The sequence below is a fragment of the Pantoea sp. MBD-2R genome, from assembly GCF_039134845.1.
In the GTDB taxonomy this organism is placed as follows: Bacteria; Pseudomonadota; Gammaproteobacteria; order Enterobacterales; family Enterobacteriaceae; genus Erwinia.
Genome location: NZ_CP152417.1, coordinates 2,106,761 through 2,130,127, shown reverse-complemented (window position 1 = coordinate 2,130,127; position 23,367 = coordinate 2,106,761). Strand labels below are relative to the sequence as shown.

The window sequence follows — 23,367 nt, the reverse complement described above, 5'->3', positions numbered from 1 at the left end:
CCAGAATTAATCAGGCATGTTCGGGAAAAAGGCGCACGGGGATGGCAGGCTTAAGGTATTTCTCTTCGCAACGGCCTTCCTCGAAATGGAACCAGCGGTCAGCGTATTCGAAGTACTGTTCATCATGGGTCACGGCGATGATGGTCTTGCCCAGCGATTTGAGTCTGGGCAGCTCTTCGCGGTAGAACCAGCTGCGAAAATGGGGATCCTGATCGGCAGCCCATTCGTCAAAAATGTAGATTTGCCGGTCTTCAAGCAAGGTGACAAGGTGGGCAAGCCGCTTGCGCTGGCCGGTTGACAGATTCAGCGGCGTAAAAGTACGTCCTTCCAGGCGAACCTTGTTGCCAAGCGCCAGCCGGTTCAGTTGCTCTGTCACCATGGCGCGACGTGGGATCTCGGCGCCATACAGTTTGGTAAACAGATGAAAATCGGAGAAGATTGCCGAGAACAACGCGCGATAACCGGCAATTTTTTCAGGCTTGTTAACGCGTTCGCCGTTCAGCAGCAGATCGCCGTGGTTGGCAAACCGCAGGCCGGTCAGCAATTTAAGGAACGTCGATTTTCCTGAACCGTTGCCGCCGGTGACAAAGATGATCTCTCCCTGAAAAATCAACATATTCAGCGGCGCGATTTCAAATGCCTGACCGCCGTTTGCCTCATAGGCGAAACGGATATCCCTCAGTTCAATACTTCGCATAGCTTCAGGAACAACGTCGGGCAAGTCGGGATCCCGATTGGCGGCGGCATCAAGCCGCTGCTCCAGCTCACCAATACTGTGCGCGGCAGCATTCGCCTGCGCGTACATCGGTAAAATGCCGATAAACTGGCTGAGCGGTCCGTTAAGAAACAGGATGACTGCAATCACCTGAACCTGCAAAAGCGTCTGCATCTGCCCTGCCAGAGGCAGAACGAAGATCACCAGCCCGATCAAAACGTAGAGAATGGATTGCAGCAAAATCATATGGTCAGTCGCCAGGCCAAAGGCTTTTTGATTCAGGCTGGCGGTTTTATCAGACGCCTCAACCAGTTCCTCATACACTTCACGGCGGCGTTTCTGGTGCAGCTTGAGTTCCTTAAATCCTCTTACAATGTGGCTGGTTAGCCCGGAGAGGCTGTTTTCTGACTGCAACGCCTGTTCAGTGGCGGTGAATATTGAACGCATTCTGATAAAGTTCAGCGCGACGCCAAAAACGATCGTCCCGGCGGTGAGCAGAAAGGCCGGGAGTGAAAGCCAGGCCAGATAAGCGGCCGCGCAAACGAACAGCATGACCGACTGGCCGGAGGCAATAATGGCGGTACAGGCGTTAGACATGGTTTTGATGTCCTTCTCCACGCACGCCATCAAATTCTTCTCGCCTATCTGTTCAAACGTCTGCAAATCAATTCTTGTCAATTTATCCACGACCCGCACGCGCACGTTGTGGATTGAACGCTCCACGCGCAGGGCCGTACAGCGCATGGCGTAACGCTGACTGAAAAGGAACATGAACAGCGTTAAGGCGGTAAGCGCGACCAGCGGGAGCACCTTTCCCTGTTGTTCAACGGCATGCGCTGCCTGTGTAAGGATGGCGACCAGCCCGGCACCTGCCAGCCCGGCCAGCGATTGCGCCGCCAGGAGCTTTGACAACCGGGGGGCGCCCTGCGGACGTTCAGAAAGTAGCCTGTACATGTTCATGTTCACTCTCCTGTTCGGATCGAAGTCGTTATTGACCCGAATTTAACGATTGCCGGCCATGGCGTTGCGTAAGCTCAGTGGACGCATATCTGTCCAGACCTCCTCAATGTACGCCAGGCATTCCTGTTCACTCCCTGATTTGCCGACCTCCTGCCAGCCGGCTGGCAGATCACGATAAGTTGGCCAAATTGAGTACTGTTCTTCATGATTCATCACCACGGTGTAGGTAACGGCATTGTTTTCAACTTCACTCATAACGATCTCCTGTAAATTACATGGGTAGTGCTATTGCGCGGGCAGCCTCAGCAGAAGCCTGCTCCGCCATCAATGGTCAACACTCGACCGTTGAAATAATCACATTCCAGAGCGAAACGCAGACCCAGCCAGATCTCCTGCGTGCTGGCGATACGCCCCAGCGGAATATTTTTCAGCATCGACTCTCGCTCGGCTTCAGGCAGGGCCATCGCCATCGGCGTGTCGGTCAGGCCGGGGGCGATACCGACCACACGAATATGGCTGGAGGCCAGTTCCAGCGCCCAGGTTCGGGTAAGCGCATCCATGCCCGCTTTTGACGCCGCGTAGGCAGACTGGCCTGGATTGCCTGCGCTGGTCACGGAAGAGATGTTGACGATTATCCCGCCGCCTGCTGGCTGGCTGGCCTGCTGCGCGGCAAACTCGCGACTCATCAGGTAAGTGCCTGTCAGGTTAGTGTCCAGCACGCCCCGCCATTGCGCCGTCGGCAGTTTTCGCACGTAGCTGTCTGCATCCTTGTTCACCAGCAGACCGTCACGCAGCACGCCAGCGTTATTGACCAGGATGTCTGGCACGCCAACGCTCATGCTGATTTCGCTAAAGAAAGCGCGGACTTCCGCTTCATTGCTCACATCAACAGGTCGGATGGTCAGCGCGTCGCCAAAGGCGTGGCACTCTCCCGCCAGCCGATCCAGCCTGTCACCCTTTTTGTCGACGGCGACGACCCGACACCCTCCTTCAAGCAAGTGACGGGCAAACGCCCCGCCAATGCCGCCTCCTGCGCCGGTGACGATGGCGAGCGATTTTTCCCAATTCATGCCGAACCTCCTGTGATAAGCGATCCGCCATTGCGCAGCGCCTGGCGCTGCTCCGGGGTCATAGATCGCAGACGTAAATAGGCGTCAGCCAGCTGAGCAGCCCGCTCTGTATCGGAGTGGGTGTAAATGAGTGCTGCCAGCTCACGCGGTGTGGTTGCCCTGAACACTTCGCCCAGCGGCGGGGAAATGCGGAAAATGCGGGTAATACGCGTATGAATTTGAGTAGCCATTAACGAATGGCCACCCAGGGCATAGAAATCGTCCTCAACGCCAACCCGATCCCGCGCAAAGACCGTTTGCCATATTGCACAGACGGCCGTTTCTACCGGCCCTTCCGGGGCCAGCCCGGTGACGTTTTTAGGAGTGACTTTTGTTGCTTCTAACGCTTTACGGTCAATTTTCCCGTTCGGCGTCAGCGGCAGCGCGGCCAGCTGCACCAGCGCCGTGGGCAGCATGTAGCGCGGCAGCGCCGCCGCCAGACCCGCCAGCCAGGCCGCCTCGCCGGGCGCATCCCCGGCCGCCACCAGATAGCCGACCAGCTGGCCGCTGGCCGCCGTCGGGTGAATCGCCGCCGCCGCGTCCCTGACGCCCGGCAGCGCACGCAGCGCGGCGTCGATTTCGCCCAGCTCGATCCTGAAGCCGTTGAGCTTGATCTGATGGTCAAGCCGGCCCAGCACCTCAATGCGCCCGTCGCCGCGCTCGCGGGCAAGGTCGCCGGTCAGGTAGAGGCGGCTGCCCGGCCGCGCGCTGTAAGGATCCGGACGGAAGCGCCCCGCGGTCCGGGCCGGATCGCGCAGGTAGCCGGCGCTCAGCCCCGCGCCGCCTATCGCCAGCTCTCCGCTCACCCCGGCAGGCAGCCGCTGTCCGGCCGCGTCCAGCACGTACAGCCCGGTGCGCCGGATCGGCCCGCCGACCGACAGCGGTCCGCTGACCGGTGCGGTAACTTCGGTTTCCGCCGACCAGATGGTGGTTTCCGTCGGGCCGTACAGGTTCCACAGCCGCACGCCGCAGGCCACCAGGTCACGCGCCAGCTCCACCGGCAGCGCCTCGCCGCCGCACCAGGCGCGGAAGTTTGCCGGCGGCGTCCAGCCCGCCGCCAGCAGCATGCGCCAGCTGGCCGGCGTCGCCTGCATCACCGTGATGTCGTGACGGGTAATCAGCCTGGCCAGCAGCGTGCCGCTGGTGACCTGCTGGTTCTGCGCAATCACCACCTCCGCGCCGCAGCTCAGCGGCAGGAAAAGCTCCAGCGCGGCGATGTCAAAGCTCAGGGTGGTGACCGCCAGCAGGCGGTCGCCGGCTTCCAGCCCCGGGCTGGTGCGGAAGTGCAGCAGGATGTTCGCCAGCGCGCCGTGCGTTACCTGCACGCCCTTCGGACGGCCGGTGCTGCCGGAGGTGAAGATGGTGTAGGCCGGTGCGGGCGGCGACAGCGCGTCGCCCGGCAGGGTGAAGTCGGCCTGTTGCCCGTCGCGCACGTAGCGAAGCGCCGGCGCGTCGCTGAAGGCCGCTTCGTTTTCGGCGTCCACCACCACCAGCCGGGGCGCGGCGTCCTCGAGGATCATCGCCCGGCGGGCCGCCGGATGCGTCGGGTCGACCGGCACATACTCTGCGCCCGCCCACAGCACGCCGAGCAGCGCGGAGAGCATGTCGGCCCCGCGCGCCATGCAGACCGCCACCGCCGCGCCCGGCCCGACGCCGTGGCTGACAAGGTGACGGGCAAAGTTGCGGCTCTCGTTCAGCAGCTGCGCGTAGCTCAGCTCGCGGTCCGCGCCGGTGACCGCGCGCGCCGCCGGTGACCGCCCGGCCGCCCGGCGGAACAGTTCCGGCAGGCCCGGATCCGGCTCGCCGGTTTGCTGAACCGCCGCGCTGCTCTGCGAGGCCGTCTGCTGAACCACCGCACCGCGCTGCGAGGCCGGTTCGTTAACCTGCGAAGCCGCCGTGCTGTGCTGCACAGCCGTCAGCCGCAGCGCGCCGACGTGGGTTGCCCCGTCAGCCAGCTGTGCCAGCAGGCTGCTCACGCCGTCGAGCAGCAAAGCTGCCCGTGCCGGTTCAACCCGTTCGGGATCGAATACCGCTTCCAGCGTCAGTTCTGCCCCGCGCGGTTTGACATACAGCGAAAACGCGTAGTGAGGATGGTCGAGCACCTCAATGACATCGATATCCAGGCTGTTCGAGGCTTCTACCAGCCCCTGACCCAGCGGGTAGTTTTCAAAAATCAACACGCTGTCATAAAGCGGCTGCCCGGCGGCAAGGCCTGACCAGCGCTGAATATCGGCCGGATGAACGTGGGCATGTTGCTCAATCTCACCCTGCAAAGCCTGTACCCGGCTGAACACTGTGCCAACCGGCGCGCCCGGCGCGCAGTCGACCCGCAGCGGTAAAGTCTGGATAAACAAGCCCACCATGTTTTCTGACTGGGCCAGCTCGGCCGGACGGCCGGACAGGGTCACGCCAAACAGCACGTCCTGTCGGCCGGTCAGGCGAGCCAGTGCCACCGCGTAAGCGCTCTGCGTCAGGGTATTCAGCGTGACCTGCTGGCTGGCGGCCAGACGGGAAAGACGTCGTGTCAGATCCGGGGAAAGCCGGGTAGTCAGCCGCTGATGGATGCCGGTCCGCGTGGTCTCTTCGCCAACCGGACTGAGCAGTTCCAGTGCCTGGAAGTAGCTGCGCCAGTAGCGCCCGGTCGCTTCCTGCGTGGTCTTTTGCTGTCCCAGCCAGCGCAGGTAAGTCGCCCAGGAAGGCGCAGGCGTTTTCGGCCAGCTCTGGTTGAGTTTCAACGCACGATAGCACTCAGCCAGATCGCTAAAGATGACGGCCATCGACCAGCCGTCCAGCAGCGCATGGTGGTGCAGCCATACCAGACGCCAGGGTTTGTTATCCTTTCTGAGCAGGCTGACCCGCATCAGTGGCGCGACGGTCAACGTTATACCGCGCTGGCGATCCTGCGCCATAAAGGCCTCAAGTGCCGCGTCGCCCGCCTCTTTCGGCAACTCGACGGTTTCGAAAGGAACCTCAACGTTCCGCCAGACTCGCTGCTGTGGGCGATCGAGATCTTCCCAGACAAAGGAGACCCGCAGGGCATCATGACGGTTGACCACGCTGTTCCACGCCTGTGCCAGCAGAGCCGCATCAACGTCCTCGTGCAGCCGCATCACGATTTGTTCCAGATAGACGTCGCTCGCGCCATTCTCCAGGCGGCTGTGGAACAGCATTCCCTCCTGAACAGGCGTGGCTCGCCACAAATCGGCAAGATGTCTGCCCGCATCGCCCAGCGCCACCGGCAGGCTGCGCTCCTCCACATCGGCCAGCGGGAAGTCCTGAAGCGTCCAGGCGCTGGAAACATCCTCCCGGTCGAGCATTTTGTGCAGCCAGCTGGAGGCGGAATCGATTACCGCCGTGATCGTTGACGCCTCAGGAATGCGATCGTCAAATACGCAGCGTAAGGTCAGTTTACCGGCCCGGATAAAAGCGACGATCTCCAGTGAGAACGGACGTTTACCTTGTGGATCTTCGTTGTCGCCAACCGCTTCATCTACCACCGTCAGCCCATCTTCATCGCTCTCGTCAAACTGGCCCAGATAGTTAAAGGAGAGAGTCGGCAGCTGGGCAGGGTCATGCAGCTGTCCATAGCCATAACCGCCATCCGGCACTTCCCGCAACGTCTTCTTAACCGTCTGAAGCACCGCCATTTCGCTGTCGGTGTCTTTCAGGTCGAACATCACCGGATATAAAACCGTAAACCAACCTGTCGCGCGCTCCAGCGGCCACGCTTCCGCATTGTCGCGGCCATGTCCTTCCAGGGTCAGGGCGATGCGCTCCTCATCCGTCCAGCGGCTTAACGCACAGACAATTGCAGTGAGTAAAAGCTCTACGGGCCGGGCCTTAAGATGCTGTGACGAATGATCAATAAGCCGCTGCGTGGTTTGGCGATCGAATGATTTCTCAATCGTCTTAGCCTGGGCGTAATGGCCACTGTTCAGGGGCTGAATAAAGGAAGGCACCTGAAAATCCTCTGCCGCTTTTTCGGCCTGCGTCAGCCAGTAGTCACGAACGGCTTCAGGCATCTCAGCGCGCTCCTGCAACGCCAGCCAGGCGGCAAAGCCCATTGGCGGTGGACTCAGCTCATCACCTTCAAGCAGCAAATTGATCTCGTTCAGCAGGATGCGCCAGGAAACGCCATCGACGATCAGATGGTGGATCACCAGCAAAAGTCGGCCCTCTTTATCCAGCCCTTTATCGATGTGAACCGCTTTTAATAACGGCCCCTGCTCCAGGTTAAGCGTGCGCTGAATACTTTCGACTAACGCCGCCATCCCCTTTTCGTATTCATCGGCTGAAAGATCGGAGACGTTCACGCTGCTGTACCAATCGCCTGCATTTTCCTTCAGTTGAGCAAACCAGCGCCCTTCTTTCTTCAGGAAGCTCAGACGGAACGCCTCATGCAGGCTAACCAGTCGCGCCAGCGCTTTATACAGACGGTGCGGCTGAATATGCTGCGGAACGCGGATCATCACGGCCTGATTCCAGTGCGCCCGGCTGGAGAGCGCCAGATCGAAGAACCAGCGTTGCGTAGGTGACAGCGGCAGCAGGCCGGCCGGGGCTTCGTGCTGTGGCTGATAGTGGTTTTGTACCGGGACAATAACCGCCGCCAGCTCACGGATGGTGGGCTGTTCAAACAGGTGGCGAGGCGACATGATCCAGCCTCTGCGGCGCATCTCTGCGGCAATTTGCATGGCAAGGATCGAATCGCCACCTACTTCAAAGAAGTTTTCTGTCGCGCCTATGGTCTGGTGCGGCAGGAGCCCCTGCCATATCCCAATCAGATCGCTTTCGATTTGGTTCGCCGGTTCCACGACAACAAGCGGATTTCCCGGTTCAGGCGCGGCGGCGGGCAAGGCCTTATAATCGGTTTTACCGTTAGGCGTCAGTGGCCAGCTGGCGACCTTGATCACCCGCTGCGGCAGCATGTAATCCGGCAAATGAGCCCGTAACGCGGTGAGAAGCTGCGTGGGATCCTGACCTGCTGGCCCCATCACCCAGGCGACCAGCTGTCCCCGACCTTCGCCGCAAACGCGTACGGCATTACGGGTAACGCCAGGCTGGCGGGCGAGCACGGCTTCAATGTCCGCCAGCTCAATGCGGTTGCCGCGCAATTTTATCTGGCTGTCGCTACGTCCTGCGTATTGCAGACCACCTTCCGGCAGCCAGCGGGCCACGTCGCCGGTACGGTACATGCGCTCGCCCGGCTGCGATGAAAAAGGGTTCGGGCGGAAGCTTGTTGCGGTATCCAAAGCGCGATTCCAGTAGCCCCTTGCCAGTCCGGCTCCGGCAATCCACAGCTCGCCATAAATACCGACGCCTGCGGGCTGCTGACAATGATCGAGTACATAAACAGAGACGCCATCAATCGGCTCCCCGAGGCTGACAACGTTTCCTGCCTCGCCGCGATAGCAGGCGAAAGTGCTGTCTATGGTGGCTTCAGTCGGGCCATACAGGTTAATCAGCGGCACGCCGAGTACGCTTGCAAAGCGCTCAACGGTTGCCGCCTGTAACGCTTCGCCGCCGACAAAAACGCGTTGGAGTGACCGGCATGCCGCCAGCTCAGGCATCCCGATTAAAATATCCAGCACGCTCGGCACAACTTGCAGGACGGTAATGGCATTGCGCTGAACCGCTTCCAGCATGGCTACAGCATCATTTTGTACCCCGTCTGCGGGCAGGACCAGGGTCGCGCCTGCCATCAGCGGCGCCCAGAATTCCCATACCGACGCATCAAACCCCACCGGCGTTTTTTGCAGGACCCGGTCGCCAGGCGCAAGCGGGAAACGGCGCTGCATCCATGCCATGTGGTTAGCGAGCGCACTCGCGGGGATACCAATCCCTTTTGGACGTCCGGTTGAGCCTGAGGTGAACAGCACATAGGCCAGCGTAGCCGGATGCGCCTCTTTCAGGGCAGGAAGCGGGTAAGAGGTATCGGGTAAGGCATCGAGCACAAACAGGCGACCGGCATCACTTCCCACCGGCAGAATGTGTTGCAGTGCTTTCATGCTCAGCGTCGCCTGCGGCCTGACATCAGCGAGGATTTCCGCCAGTCGTCCCTGTGGCAGATAAGTCGCCAGTGGCACATAAGGACAGGCCGCTTTCATCGCCGCCAGCATGGCGACGGTCAGATCAAGGGAGCGCTCAAACAGCAGCGCAACAGGCACATCTGGCTGGAGTCCGGCAAGCTGCATGTGGGCAGCCAGTTCGCTGGAGCGTCGGTCAAGCGTTGCGTAGTCCAGCTCACCTTCAGCGCTCATCACCGCAATGGCCTGCGGATGGCGCGCGGCGGCAGCCTGAAATGCCTGCAATACCGACGGCGGCTGCGATGTTGGGAAATCGCCTGAAGAACGGCGTGCAATGTCCTCCCGTTCCTGTGCCGACATCAGCGCCACGCTCTCAACCTCTTCCGTGCCGTTAACGAGGGCTTCAGCTGCACGCTGATAGCTGGCGCCAATAGCCTCAACCTGTGCGGCCGGGAACAGAGTGCCGTCACAGGTTAAAATTAGGTGCAGCAGACCCTGCTCGCGATCGACACTGAAACTGGTCGCCAGCGGAATATCTAACGCCTGGTTGCCTGCGGCGTTCAGCACCTGCACCGGCTCAACGTTGTCGCGCTCGCTGTAGACGTGGAAATCGACAAAGTTGAAGGTGGTTTCAAACAGCGTTCTGTTTTGCAGCATCCGCCGCAGTTCCGTCATCGGGAAACGACGATGCGGCAGCTGGTCGATCTCAACCTGCCTGACCGTTTCCAGCAGCTCACGCCATTTTAGATTACCGCTATCAACCCGCACGGGCAGCGTATTCAGGAACAGCCCCAGCGCTTCGGTACTGCCAGCACGCTCAGGACGGCCGTTTGTGACTAAACCTGTTACCACCTCTCGCTCACCGCTCCAGTGTGCAAGCACGCGCATATGTACCGCCAGCAGGACGCTTTTTAGCGGTAATCCCTTCTCTTTCGCCAGTGCTGATAAGGCGCGACAGAGTTCCGGTGGGAACGGGTTGTCATAGCTGACCTGGCTGACATCCGCCTGTTTCCCGGCAAACGGCCAGCGCGGTAACGTTGTGACCGGTAAATCTTTTAATTGTTTCTGCCAAAACGTATGGTCCCGCGTGCTGTGTAACGCCTGCTGTTCCAGATGGATGAACTCACGGAACAGAGGCTGCGGCTGTGCCGCCGTTTCCGACTCATCAACCCGCAGCAGCGCGGTCAGGAGGGAGGCCAGGCTCCAGCCATCAAGGATCACGTGGTGCAGAGCAATCGTTACCTGCCAGCGGCTGTCGTCAAGGCGCTGGAAAAGCATCCGCAGCAGCGGCGGCCGGGCCAGATCGAATTTTTCTTCGCGTAAGCGCTGCTGCGCCCGGCCCACCAGGGTATGCTGCGCGACCGCGCTTAGCGCCCGTAAATCTTCCTCTTCGATTAGCGGTTCTGCCTGTTCCCAAACCCACTGCAAAGGCCGACTGTAGCCTGCTAATGCGAAACTCGTGCGCAGCACCGGGTGCGTGGCGACCAGCTTACGCAGTCGCCGACGCACCTGCCCGATCGCCATCGCCGGATTGTCGAGCAGGTAACTCACCACGTTGTGATAGAGCTGCTGCGTGTTGTCGGAACCGGCATGAAAAAGCATGCCAGCCTGAAGTTCGCTGAGTGGATAACCGTCCACCACGCCAGCAGGAGCGGCACGACGATCCTCATCGCTAAGCAGGGCAAAGGCTTCCGGCAGAGGTTCCTGTATCACCTGAACCGGCGCCTTGTTGCTTTGCGTCAGGCGTTCGATAGTGAGCTTTTGAAACAGATCTTCAATCGTCAGGCCGATCCCCTGTGCGGCAGCTTGCGTAACGATACGGATGCTGAGGATTGAGTTGCCGCCAAGAGAAAAATAGTTGTCGGTAAGCCCGACCTGCTCCACACCCAACACTTCCTGCCAGATGGCTGCCAGCGTTTTCTGCTCAGCCGTGCGCGGTGCCACATAAGCCGTGCTGCGAATTTGTGGCTGCGGTAACGCTTTACGGTCAATTTTCCCGTTCGGCGTCAGCGGCAGCGCGGCCAGCTGCACCAGCGCCGTGGGCAGCATGTAGCGCGGCAGCGCCGCCGCCAGACCCGCCAGCCAGGCCGCCTCGCCGGGCGCATCCCCGGCCGCCACCAGATAGCCGACCAGCTGGCCGCCGCCCGCCGTCGGGTGAATCGCCGCCGCCGCGTCCCTGACGCCCGGCAGCGCACGCAGCGCGGCGTCGATTTCGCCCAGCTCGATCCTGAAGCCGTTGAGCTTGATCTGATGGTCAAGCCGGCCCAGCACCTCAATGCGCCCGTCGCCGCGCTCGCGGGCAAGGTCGCCGGTCAGGTAGAGGCGGCTGCCCGGCCGCGCGCTGTAAGGATCCGGGCGGAAGCGCCCCGCGGTCCGGGCCGGGTCGCGCAGGTAGCCGGCGCTCAGCCCCGCGCCGCCTATCGCCAGCTCTCCGCTCACCCCGGCAGGCAGCCGCTGTCCGGCCGCGTCCAGCACGTACAGCCCGGTGCGCCGGATCGGCCCGCCGACCGACAGCGGCCCGCTGACCGGTGCGGTAACTTCGGTTTCCGCCGACCAGATGGTGGTTTCCGTCGGGCCGTACAGGTTCCACAGCCGCACGCCGCAGGCCACCAGGTCACGCGCCAGCTCCACCGGCAGCGCCTCGCCGCCGCACCAGGCGCGGAAGTTTGCCGGCGGCGTCCAGCCCGCCGCCAGCAGCATGCGCCAGCTGGCCGGCGTCGCCTGCATCACCGTGATATCGTGACGGGCAATCAGCCCGGCCAGCAGCGTGCCGCTGGTGACCTGCTGGTTCTGCGCAATCACCACCTCCGCGCCGCAGCTCAGCGGCAGGAAAAGCTCCAGCGCGGCGATGTCAAAGCTCAGGGTGGTGACCGCCAGCAGGCGGTCGCCGGCTTCCAGCCCCGGGCTGGTGCGGAAGTGCAGCAGGATGTTCGCCAGCGCGCCGTGCGTTACCTGCACGCCCTTCGGACGGCCGGTGCTGCCGGAGGTGAAGATGGTGTAGGCCGGCGCGGGCGGCGACAGCGCGTCGCCCGGCAGGGTGAAGTCGGCCTGTTGCCCGTCGCGCACGTAGCGCAGCGCCGGCGCGTCGCTGAAGGCCGCTTCGTTTTCGGCGTCCACCACCACCAGCCGGGGCGCGGCGTCCTCGAGGATCATCGCCCGGCGGGCCGCCGGATGCGTCGGGTCAACCGGCACATACTCTGCGCCCGCCCACAGCACGCCGAGCAGCGCGGAGAGCATGTCGGCCCCGCGCGCCATGCAGACCGCCACCGCCGCGCCCGGCCCGACGCCGTGGCTGACAAGGTGGCGGGCAAAGTTGCGGCTCTCGGTCAGCAGCTGCGCGTAGCTCAGCTCGCGGTCCGCGCCGGTGACCGCGCGCGCCGCCGGTGACCGGCCGGCCGCCCGGCGGAACAGTTCCGGCAGGCCAGGGTCCGGCTCGCCGGTTTGCTGAACCGCCGCGCTGCTCTGCACAGCGGTCAGCCGCAGCGCGCCGACGTGGGTTGCCCCGTCAGCCAGCTGTGCCAGCAGGCTGCTCACGCCATCGAGCAGCATAGCTGCCCGTGCCGGTTCAACCCGTTCGGGCTCGAATACCGCTTCCAGCGTCAGTTCTGCCCCGCCGGGTTTGATATACAGCGAGAACGCGTAATCAGCATCATGGCTGTTCGCCGCCGTACCCGGGTTTTGCCCGGCTACAGAGTGATCCCCGAGCAACACGCTGTCATAAAGCGGCTGACCGGCGGCAAGGCCTGACCAGCGCTGGATATCAGCCATGTTTGCATCGGCATGTTGCTCAATATCATGCTGAGTAGCCTGTACCCGGCTGAACAGCGTGGCAACCGGGATGCCCGGCGCACAGTCGACCCGCAGCGGTAAAGTCTGGACAGGCTGGCCCGCCCTGCTTTCAGACCGAGCCAGCGATTCCCGTTCGGACAGGGTCGCGCCAAACAGCACGTCCTGTCGGCCGGTCAGACGAGCCAGCGCCACCGCGTAAGCGCTCTGCGTCAGGGTATTCAGCGTGACCTGCTGGCTGGCGGCAAGATCTGAGAGACGCTGGGTCAGCGTCGGGGAAAGCGTGGTGGTCAGTTGCTGGTGGACGCCGGTCCGCGTGGTCTCTTCGCCAACCGGACTGAGCAGTTCCAGTGCCTGGAAGTAGCTGCGCCAGAACTGCTCCGTTGGAGGCCCGGACTTAGCGGTCTGCTGTGCGCTGCTTTCCAGTGAAGTTTCGCTGTGTGGGAGGGATAACGGCGTGTCGCCCAGAGAGGCAGCCCACGCCTCAAGCGTCGCTTCTGGCTGACGAATGATTTCATTCAGCAGGGAATCAAAATGGCCGATTAAGGCTTCTGCTGACGTATCGTCGATTCTGCTGCGGTCATAACCCAGCTTTAACGATACCTCGCCCTCTTTCGGCACCAGCGTCAGCGCGATGGGATAATGGGTCCGCTCAAACAGATCAATTCCGGTTATCTCAAACGGTAACCCTTCGCCCAGACGCAGGTCGCCCACCGGAAAATTATCGATGATGATTAAGCTTTCGAATAACGGCGTTCCCTGCGGCACGCCGCTACAGGTTTGGATATCTGACAGGGCGCTGTAAGAATAGCGTTGCAGGGAAAACTGCGCTTCCTGCACCTCTGCCAGCCAGTCGGCAATCTTGCGCTGCGGCGTCAGTCGTAATCGCAGCGGCAGCGTATTGATCAACAGGCCAATAATGTTATCGACGCCGGGCAGATCGATAGCGCGTCCCGATAAGGTGACGCCGAAGGTCACATCGTCCCTGCGCGCGTAGTGTCCGAGAAGCATGCCCCAGCCAGCCATAAGCAGGGTGCCGACGCTGACTTTGCATTCAGAAGCGGTGCCGGCAAGCCCCGGCACGATCAGCGTATGGCGGCGCTCTGCAAACTCTTTCCCACCCTCAGTGCTGGCCGGTTTATCGATGCCCAGCGGCGTTGGCGTGTTTACATCGCCAAGGAGGCTTTTCCAGAAATCACCCGCGCGCGCTTGCGGCTGTCTTTCCAGCCAGGCGAGATAGTCAGAGAATGGCCGGGAGGTCGCTTCGGCCCGGTCACCCGCCATCAGCTGGAAGAAATCTTTCAGCAACAGCTGCACCGACCAGCCATCCAGCAGCAGATGATGATGGCTCCATACCAGCCGCCATTCCCGCTCGCCAAACTGCACTAAAATAAAGCGCATCAGCGGCGGCCGGTTAAGGTTAAAACCCGCTTTGCGGTCGTCTTCTAACAGCGTTTCAAATGCGGCTTCCTGCACCTCTGCGCTGCGATCGGTCCAGTCGTACAGGGTAAACGGCACCGTCGCTTTTTCCAGCACGACCTGCAACGGATCGCGCTGCCCTTTAGTGACAATCCCCATCCGCATGATCGCATGTCTTTGGGCCAGCAGCGCCAGCGCCTGCTTAAATTGCTGCGGATCGATCTCCCCGTTAAGACGACAGAAAAGCTGTTCAAAATAGGCCGCGCTGTCGGGCGCGTACATCGCATGGAACAGCACGCCCATCTGCAAAGGCGTCAGCTTATGGGCACTCTCGATACGTATTTTCGCTTTAACATTGGTGTTCATTCGTCGTCCTCGGTTAAATCGCTCAAAATGGCAGACAGCTCTGTTTCACTGAGACGAACCCCGGAGACATCGCTGCTCTGAAGGTCAACCGGCTCGGCGAGGCGACAATATTCGGCCAAATCGTGCAGGGCATCCTGGTAATGATTTAACAATGCCTGCATCGGTGAATCGGCCGCGGGGTCGGCATACGCCAACGAGAACCGCAGCCGACCCGCGACGAGCATCACGGTTACGTTCAGGGCGTGTGGCAGGCGCTGACAGGCGGCCTGACCGGGTCCGGCTTCGCGTCGGGACAGCCGGATATCCATGTCGGACGATGCCGACATCGCCGTATCGCCTAAGAAGTTAAAGCTGACAGACGGCGCTGCCAGTTGGCAAATTTCGGGGGTTTTAAGCAGATAACGTAAAACGCCGTAACCGTGACCGCCGGAAGGGATATGGCGCAGAGTCTGCTTGACGTTATCGACGATCCCCGGCCAGTCGTTGCCCGCTTCAATACGCAGTGGGAACAGCGCGGTAAACCAGCCGACGCTGCGCGAGAGGTCCATTTTGACGTCATGAAATTCTTCACGTCCGTGGGTTTCCAGCTCGATAGCCAGGTAATGGGTGCCACACCAGCGATGCCACGCTCGGGCCAGCGCGGTCAAAAGCAGTTCTTGTCCACGGCTGTGCCAGATTTGATGAGCTTCGCCAGTGAGGAACGCGCTGGTTTCTCTGTCCAGCTCGGCGGACAGCACCCGGCGATCGCCGACCACGCCTTTTTGCGGCAGCGCTGAGGGTTTGGCACCGGCATCCAGCATGGTTTGCCAGTAGCGGGTTTGGTCGCGGAAATCAGCGGCACGATCGTTCAGCCACTGTGACCACTGCCGGTAACTTGTGCCTTCATGCAGCACCCTGACCGGCGTGCCACCGTGCAACGAGGTATAAATCGACGCCAGGTCTTCAATCAGGATCCGTAATGACCAGGTATCCATTACCAGATGGTGGGCGATAAACAGCAGTTCCGCTTCGCCCGTTTCACCAACATCACGATACGCCGCGCGCAGCAGCGGGCCTTCAGAGAGATCGAGCAGAGATTGCAGCTCTGCTTCTCTTGCTGCCGCCTGCTGATGAGCAGCCGGCAGGCGCTCAAGGGGAACCGTTGTTGAGGCAACGTAACGCTGATGCCAGACGCCCGCAATGCTGTCAAAACGCAGGCGCAGCGCCGGATGGAACCGGACCAGCTCATCAAGCGCCCGCTGAAGCAGCTGCGGGTCCAGCGGGTGCTGTAGCGCCAGGCGCACGCTCAGATTCCAGTGCGCTACAGCCGGTAAGTTTTGGGCAAAAAACCAGTGCTGGATGGGTGCCAGTGCTACCTTCGCCTCTTCAGGCTCAAGCGCGTTGGTTTCAAGTACGCCTGCCATCGCGGCGAGCGCCGCCACGGTTCGATGCTGTAATACCATTCTCGGCGTTACCGCCCAGCCTTCCTGACGAGCCTGCGAGGTGATTTGCAGCGCGATAATCGAATCGCCGCCCAGGGAGAAATAATCGTCATGAATGTCGATGTCATCACGCCCAAGGACCTGCGACCAGATTTGCAGGAGGAGGGTTTCTACAGGCTTGAGCGCCTTACCCTCAGAGGCCTGGCGAGGCGTGGCTGCCGGAAGCGGTAACGCGTTACGATCGATTTTCCCCGCCGGGGTTAGCGGCCATTTTGCTAAGGGTACGATGGCGCCAGGCACTTCATAGGCTGCCGCATGTTCAACCATGTAATTGCGCAGCGCATCAGGTTCCACCTCCCCTTCAGTCACCACCCAGGCGACCAGAGACTGGCCGTTCTCCACGGTGCGGATCATCGCCAACGCTTCCCGTACGGCAGGATGACTCTGCAACAGCAGTTCCACCCCATTAAGATCGATGCGGTTGCCCCGAAGTTTGGCATAGCCGCCGAGCCGCCCGGCGTACTTGATGCGGCCATCCGCCAGGCGGATCCCGGTGTCGCCGGTGCGGTACAGCCGTGCGCCGGGAACGTTGCTGAAGCGATCAGGTATAAACGCGGCGGCCGTCAACGCGGGCCGTCCGATATAGCCACGGGCCAGGCTTTCTCCGCCGAGGAAAATTTCGCCGCTGACGCCTGGTGGAACAGGATTGCCCCAGCAATCGAGCAGATACATGGCAATGCCCCGTAGCGGCAGCCCCAGAGGCGGCGTGATCGTGTTGACGTCGCATGGCTCAATCGCCACGCAGACCGTGCACTCCGAAGGTCCGTAGGCATTGAAAACCCGTCTGCTTCGCGCCCACTGCGCCAACATGCCGGGTGCCGCCGCGTCGCCACCAACAATCAGCGTATGCAGGCTCGGTAACGCATAATCAGACAGCAGGCCCAGCAATGCGGGCGTGACAAGTACGTGAGTAAACTGGTGACGTTCAGCCGCGCGGTGTAGCGCATCAAGCACATCGCCTTCAGCATCGCTTTCAGGCAGAACCAGCGACCCTCCGCCGAACAGCGCCATCATCACTTCCCAGACCGAGGCATCGAAACTCAGCGGAGCCTGCATATAGACCCGGGCGTCGGCACCGGTGCCCAGCATGCGCTCGGTTTCTGCCCGCAGATTGGCAATACCGTCATGAGTAACCCCAACCGGCTTGGGTTTGCCGGTGGAACCCGAGGTATAAATCAGATAAGCCAGATTGTCGGCGGTCAGGCTGTCGCAGGAGCGAGGCCGGGCCTGCGAGGTGAAATCAAAATCGTCCAGCAGCAGCAAGTTTGGTAAGGCATTAAGCTTGCTGACGGAGTGCGCACTGTCACTGAGTAGCATCACAGCGCCGCTGTCCCGCAGCATGTAGTCGAGACGTTCGACAGGATATTCCGCATCCAGCGGCAGATAGACGCCACCCGCTTTCAGGATCGCCAGCAGCGAGATGACGGCAAAAGGTCCGCGCGACAGCATCACCGCGACCACCGATTCAGCGCCAACGCCCTGCTGCTGTAACGTCGCCGCCAGCGTGTCGGCCTGTTGATTAAGCCGGAAATAATCGTACCGCTCATCCCCTTGTAACAGCGCGGGCGCGTGCGGCTGGCGGGCAACAACGGCTTCAAACATCTGGTGCGCCAGCACCGGCGCGACAGCGGCTGACGCCCCCGCATTCCACACCTGCTGAGCCTGTTTCTGCTCAGCATCAGTCAGCAGATCCAGGGTGCCAATTTTACGGTCCGCATCGGCAGCCATTTTGCCGATCAGATCGGTTAAACGCGTCAGCAGCAGGGCTGCCGCTTCGTCATCAAAGGTGGCGCAGTTGTAGTCGAGCTTGATTTTCAGGCCGTTATCGGGAAGCACCGCCAGGGTGACTGGATAATTCGAATGCTCCCGATACTGGAATTCGGCTAAACGGAAGCCTTTGCCATTATCTTCCGGCACGCCGCCGGGGTAGTTTTCAATCACCAGAACGCTGTCAAACAGCGTTCCTTCCCCTTCCATACCGCTCCAGCGCTGCACGTCAACCAGCCTGTCGTGGCTGTGCTCCTGCAAATTCGCCTGATATTGCCTGGCCTCGTGCAGTAAATCGCGCACGCTCATCTCGGGGCGCAAGCGCAGCCGTAACGGTAAGGTGTTGATGAACAGCCCAATCATTTTATCAACGTCGGCCACGCCCGCCTCGCGGCCTGAAAGCGTGCTGCCAAAGACCACGTCGTTGCCGTAGCCGGAGAGCGCCAGCAAAATCCCCCAGGCGGCATTGAAGACGTTGCCCAGCGAGACGCCAGCCTCGCGTGCTGACTGGCGTACGGCCTGCTCCCACTCTGGCGATGGCGATACCATCAGCTCATGGTAAACGGCCTGGCCTGACTGCTGACGAGGACTTAGCAGCGTAGGCCGCTCAAGGCCCGCCAGCGCCTTTTGCCAGAACAGCTCGCTGCTGTGGCGGTGGGTGTTGTTAACGAGCTTTTCAATATGAAGACCATATTGTACGGGCGGCGGAAGGTCTGACGGCAATGCCGCAACCATTCCCTGATAGATTTCAACCAGCTCACCCATCAATAAAGGCAGGGACCAGCCGTCCATTAAAATGTGGTGATAGCTGCATACCCAGCGCCAGCTGTCGTTATCGATTCGGGCAAGCATGATGCGCAGCAGAGGAGAAGCGCTTAAATCAAAGGTGTTTTCGGCATCTTCCTGCAAAAATTCGGCAAGCCGCTGGCGATGATCTTCGCCGCGCCAGTCGAACACGTTAACTGGCAGTTCAGCCTCTGCATGCACGATTTGCAACGGACGCGGGAGATCCTGCCAGTGAAAACTGGTGCGTAAAATATCGTGCCTGGAGAGTAATTTTTTCCATGCGCCAATGAACAGTTCCGGGTCCAGCCGTTCAAGCGTGGCGATGGCCTGCTCGTGATAAGCGTGGTGCTCCGGCTCGGCGACGCTATGGAACAGCATCCCTTCCTGCAAAGGCGATAAAGGATAGATATCCGTGATGCGGCGCTGGCCGACCAGCGCGTCAAACTGAACCTGTCCGAGGCCGGAAAAAGGGAAGTCCGCCGCCAGTAACGGCCGGGCAGTCAGCTCGGCGAGCAATTGCTGCAAGTGCTGTTGCAGCTCGTCAGCCCACGCTTCAACAATTTCCGGTTTGAGAACGTGACGACAGAAGTTCCAGTAAAATCTTAGCCTGCCGTCGATCACCACCGCCACCAGATCCAAGGTAAAGGCCCGGATGTTCCCGGCGGCGCGGTCGACGCTGCTGATATCGTGACGCAGCACAAACTTCCCTTCCGGCTGGTCAGGCACGCTGCCCAGATAGTTCAGACTTAATGCAGGCAGATCGGCCTCATCAAGCGTGGCGCGAACCTCTTCATCAGCGCCCAGCCAGCGGAGCAGGCCATATTCTGCTTTATGCGGTGCCAGCTTCAGCAGCGAGGATTCCAGCTCGACCAGCAGCTCCGCCGACTCCAGCTCAGACTGCGAGCCGGTGAAAAGGAAAGGATACAAGCTGGTAAACCAGCCGAGAGTGCGGGAAAGGTCCGCGTCGCTGTGGGCATCACGGCCATTGTGTTCCAGCGTTACGGCCAGCGAGCGCTCGCCAAATACCCGCCACAGCGCGGCGCACAACAGGGCGGAAGCACGCGCTTCGCTGCCTTTAGCCAACAGCTGGAGGAATAACGCGCTGCTCTCAGACGATAAAGTGCGTTTACAGACCGTCAGCCCCTCTTCTCTGTTTCGCCCCTGCACACTTACCGAATGACGGAAGGGAGAAGGATAGCCCCGGGACGCCATTGCCAGCCAGGGTTGCGGATCGCTATTTTTTACCGCCGTCTGGAGATGCTGCCCCCAGTCCGAAAGGTCAGTGACCACCGATGCAAGTGCAATCGGATCATTGTTAAGCAGCTGTTTTAAAGCGACATCAAGATCGTCCAGCAGGATGTGCCAGGAAACCGCGTCAATCGCAATATGGTGGATGACCAGCACCAGAATGTCCGCCTGCTCTGCACGCTGGATCAGCACTGCGCGGGCAACAGGACCGTTATCCAGTGAGAGATGCTGTTGCGCCTGAAGGATTGCCGCGTCCATCTCCGCCTGCGAGCCTGGGTTGCAGATTTCGAGGGGGAAAGCTTCCGGCGAACGTTCTGCCAGAGAGAGGCTGTCTGCACGGTTGTAATCCAGGCGCAGCCAGAAGGCGTCGTGATGCTGCCCCACCGCATTCAGCACGCGTGCGAGTAAGGCTGGCGCAACCGGCTGGGTAATCTCCAGCGCCAGCGACTGGTTCCAGTGGGCAGGCTCGGGTAGGGTCAGCGCCTGGAACCAGGCGACAATCGGCGTGGTCGGTAAAGGACCCGACAGGCTGCGGCTCTTGTTCTCCAGAGCCGCGCTTCCTTTAACCGGGGTGGCTACGGCTGAAAGCTTGCGGATCGTGGTGAAAAGCAGCGCCTGTTTAGGCGTGATGACAATTCCGGCGGCTCTTGCTCTGGAGACGATTTGCAGTGAGTTAATACTGTCACCGCCCAGCGCGAAGAAGTTTTCGTCAATGCCCGGCTCAGGAATATTCAGCACCTCGCTCCAGATCCGCGCCAGCGTCTGTTCCACTTCCGTCCGTGCGCCCTCTCCGCCCGAAACCACGATTTCTGGCTTTGGCAGCGCCCGGCGGTCAAGCTTGCCGTGCGCGGTCAGCGGCAGCTGCGCCAGCGGCATTATCACCGCAGGCACCATATGTTCCGGCAGACGCTTTGAGAGCGCCTCACGCAACGCCTGCGGGTTGTCTCCGCCCACCACGTAAGCCACCAGCCGAGGCTGGCCCTGCTCCGGCGTGTCCAGCAGCACCGCCGCGTCGCGGACGCCCGTTTCTTCACGCAGCGCCGCTTCGATCTCGCCCGGTTCGATACGGAATCCGCGCAGCTTCAGCTGCTGGTCCGCACGCCCCTGATAGATCAGGTTTCCGTCCGCCAGCCGCCGCGCCAGGTCGCCCGAGCGGTAAAGCCTTGAGCCTGGCGCGCCCCAGGGGTCCGGCACAAAACGCTGCGCCGTCAGCGCCGCGCGGCCCAGATAGCCCCGCGTCACGCCCGCGCCGCCCACGTACATTTCGCCCGCCACGCCCAAAGGCACCGGCTCGCCGTAGCGGTCCAGCACCTGAACGTGCAGATCCGCCAGCGCTTCGCCGATCGCGCCTGCCGGTTGGTCGACGCTGGCCGCCGGGAGTGTGTGTTCAGTAACGTGTACGGTGGTTTCGGTAATGCCGTACATATTTACCAGCCGCACCCGCTCACCGTGCCGCGCGTACCACGGCCGCAGGCTGCCCGGCTCCAGCGCCTCGCCACCGAAGAAGACCAGCCGCAGCGCCGGAAAGGTCTGACGGGCAGAAGCGGCAACCAGCTGGCGGAAGGCCGCCGGCGTCTGGCTCAGCACCGTCACCGCCTCCTCTTCCAGCAGCTGTGCAAACTGTTCCGGGTCACGGCTGCTCAGGTAAGGCACCACCACCAGCCGTCCGCCGTGCAGCAGCGCGCCCCAGATCTCCCAGACTGAGAAATCAAAGGCGTATGAGTGGAACAGCGTCCAGACGTCCGACTCGCTGAACGCATAATGCGCGGTGGCGCTAAACAGCCGCGTCACGTTGGCATGCGTCACCACGCAGCCCTTGGGCTGGCCGGTGGAACCGGAGGTGTAGATAACGTACGCCGCCTGCTGCGGATGCAGGGAGCGCGGCGGCGGCGCGTTGTGCGCAGGATCGGCGCTGTCCGACGGGCTTGCGCCCGCCGACGCTGCATTCGTCTGGCTCATGCCTTCCGCCAGCCCGACCCGTTGTACATCCTGCCCGGCCATCGCCGCCAGGCCCGCTTCGTCAGCCACCACCACCCGGACGCCGCTGTTAGCGGTCAGGAAGGAGAGGCGTTCAGCCGGATAAACCGGATCCAGCGGCACGTACGCCCCGCCCGCCTTGAGAATGCCGAGGATACCGACCAGCAGGCCGGGACCGCGCTCCACGCTCAGCCCGACCAGGCTTTCCTGCTGTCCGGCGCCGATCCCCCGCTCGCGCAGCCGCCATGCCAGCGCGTTGGCCGCCCGGTCAAGTTCGGCATAGGTGAGCTGCTGACCGTCGCTGCTGACCGCCACCCGATCGGCATAGCGTGTTGCTGCCGCTTCAAATTGCTGGCATAAATCAACCGGAGCCGGGTGTTTTTGCAAAGACGAGCGCGGCGTAATGTCCGCCAGCGGTACGCGATCGATCGCCTCATGCGGCGTAGAGACTTCCGCTGCTAATAAGCGTTGATAGCAATGCATCCAGGCACGGGCGACTTCAGGCAAAATCCGCTCGCGACGAAACTCGAAAGTCGCTGTCAGCGTGTCGCCTTCCTGCTTCAGCAGCAGCGTTAAATCAAATTTGGCCTGAACCGGATAGAGATCGATTGACTGGATTTGCAGATCGGTGAAAACAAGCGCGGTCGAAGGCGTGTTCTGGAAAGCAAACATCGCGGTAAAAGGCACGCTGTTGGTATTTTCACGATGGGTCTGCTTCAGCAGCTTCTCATAGCTGGCATCTTCATGTTCCATTGCGTCAAGGACGGCGGCTCCACAGCGTTCCGCCAGGCTGTCAAAACTCTCTCCCGGCTTGATCTCATCGCGGATAACCAGCGTATTAACGAAATACCCCACCATATTTTCAAGCTCGCTGCGCTTTCTGTTGGCAACCGGAAAACCGACACAGACGTCATCGGTTTGGGTTAACCGATTTAACAGCGCCATAAAGCCAGTCATCAGGGTGACAAATAAAGTGGTATTACGTTCACGAGCGTGAGCATTAAGCTGATGCACAAAATCTGCGGTGAATTGTTGCTGAACTGTACCCCGGCTAATATTCTCTGGATCCTGATTTTCACATCCGGGCAAATAAGCCGCACGCGGGGCGTCATATTCTTTTACCTTTACCTGAGATGCCGTACGCTTAAGTTCCGCCTCTTCCCATTCGGCATAATCAGCATATTGCAGAGGGAGTTCGGAGAGTTCAGGCGATATGTTAGCGACATGGGCATTATAATAATGACTCAGCTCACGCAGCAGAATACCGACCGACCAGCCATCGCAGGCAATATGGTGGATCACCATAGAAAGAATATGGTGCTCGTCACTCAGCTGATAAACACGGGCACGGAATACCGGAGCGAGCTGAAGATTAAAAGGTTCGGCTGCATCCTGCTCCAGCCTTTGTCCGAGCTGGGATTCTTCGATGCGAATAAGCGGCAGCGCCAGGTCGTCGTCGGGCTGATGGATGCGCTGCATCGGGATATCATCCACTATCCCATAGCTTGTGCGCAAAATTTCATGACGCTGCTCTATATCGGTTAATGCCTGACGCAATGCCTGATAATTAAACCGCCCCCGGCAGCGTAGCGCAAAAGGAATGTTATAACTTACGTCCGCTTCATTTATTTCAGCCAGGGTCCAGAGACGCCGTTGTGATGAAGACAAGGGAAATATCAGGGCTTCAGAGTCATCGTAAAAATTATTCACTGCGCTCGCTCCTTACAATA

5 protein-coding genes are annotated in these 23,367 nt (G+C 60.8%); all 5 read right to left on the bottom strand.

All coding sequences use genetic code 11. The features are described 5' to 3' along the window. Nucleotides 1-10 precede the first annotated feature (10 nt). From AAGQ96_RS09855 to AAGQ96_RS09835, 5 genes are read right to left on the bottom strand one after another with little or no spacing between them, the layout of a single operon-like run. Complete coding sequence (locus AAGQ96_RS09855) at nucleotides 11-1,675, bottom strand: cyclic peptide export ABC transporter (RefSeq protein ID WP_342755401.1); 1,665 nt, start codon at nucleotides 1,673-1,675, stop codon at nucleotides 11-13. 42 nt (nucleotides 1,676-1,717) lie between these two features. Beyond that, nucleotides 1,718-1,930: an MbtH family NRPS accessory protein gene (locus tag AAGQ96_RS09850; protein WP_147197597.1), complete on the bottom strand. Its 213-nt coding sequence runs from the start codon at nucleotides 1,928-1,930 to the stop codon at nucleotides 1,718-1,720. Between the two features lie 47 nt (nucleotides 1,931-1,977). Further along, the gene (locus AAGQ96_RS09845; RefSeq protein ID WP_147197595.1) at nucleotides 1,978-2,745 is read right to left on the bottom strand and encodes an SDR family NAD(P)-dependent oxidoreductase; all 768 of its coding nucleotides are present in this window, start codon (nucleotides 2,743-2,745) and stop codon (nucleotides 1,978-1,980) included. Continuing rightward, the gene (locus tag AAGQ96_RS09840) at nucleotides 2,742-14,378 is read right to left on the bottom strand and encodes an amino acid adenylation domain-containing protein (protein WP_342755399.1); all 11,637 of its coding nucleotides are present in this window, start codon (nucleotides 14,376-14,378) and stop codon (nucleotides 2,742-2,744) included. Before AAGQ96_RS09840 ends, AAGQ96_RS09845 begins: the two co-directional genes overlap by 4 nt. Beyond that, on the bottom strand, nucleotides 14,375-23,347 hold the full coding sequence (locus AAGQ96_RS09835; RefSeq protein ID WP_342755398.1) for an amino acid adenylation domain-containing protein: 8,973 nt from the start codon (nucleotides 23,345-23,347) through the stop codon (nucleotides 14,375-14,377). The genes AAGQ96_RS09840 and AAGQ96_RS09835 overlap by 4 nt, the downstream gene beginning before the upstream one ends. Nucleotides 23,348-23,367: the final 20 nt, after the last annotated feature.

Coding starts and splice junctions, on each gene's coding strand:
- AAGQ96_RS09855 (WP_342755401.1), bottom strand. CDS start 1,675: ATGAACATGTACAGGCTACTTTCTGAACGTCCGCAGGGCGCCCCCCGG.
- AAGQ96_RS09845 (WP_147197595.1), bottom strand. CDS start 2,745: ATGAATTGGGAAAAATCGCTCGCCATCGTCACCGGCGCAGGAGGCGGC.
- AAGQ96_RS09850 (WP_147197597.1), bottom strand. CDS start 1,930: ATGAGTGAAGTTGAAAACAATGCCGTTACCTACACCGTGGTGATGAAT.
- AAGQ96_RS09840 (WP_342755399.1), bottom strand. CDS start 14,378: ATGAACACCAATGTTAAAGCGAAAATACGTATCGAGAGTGCCCATAAG.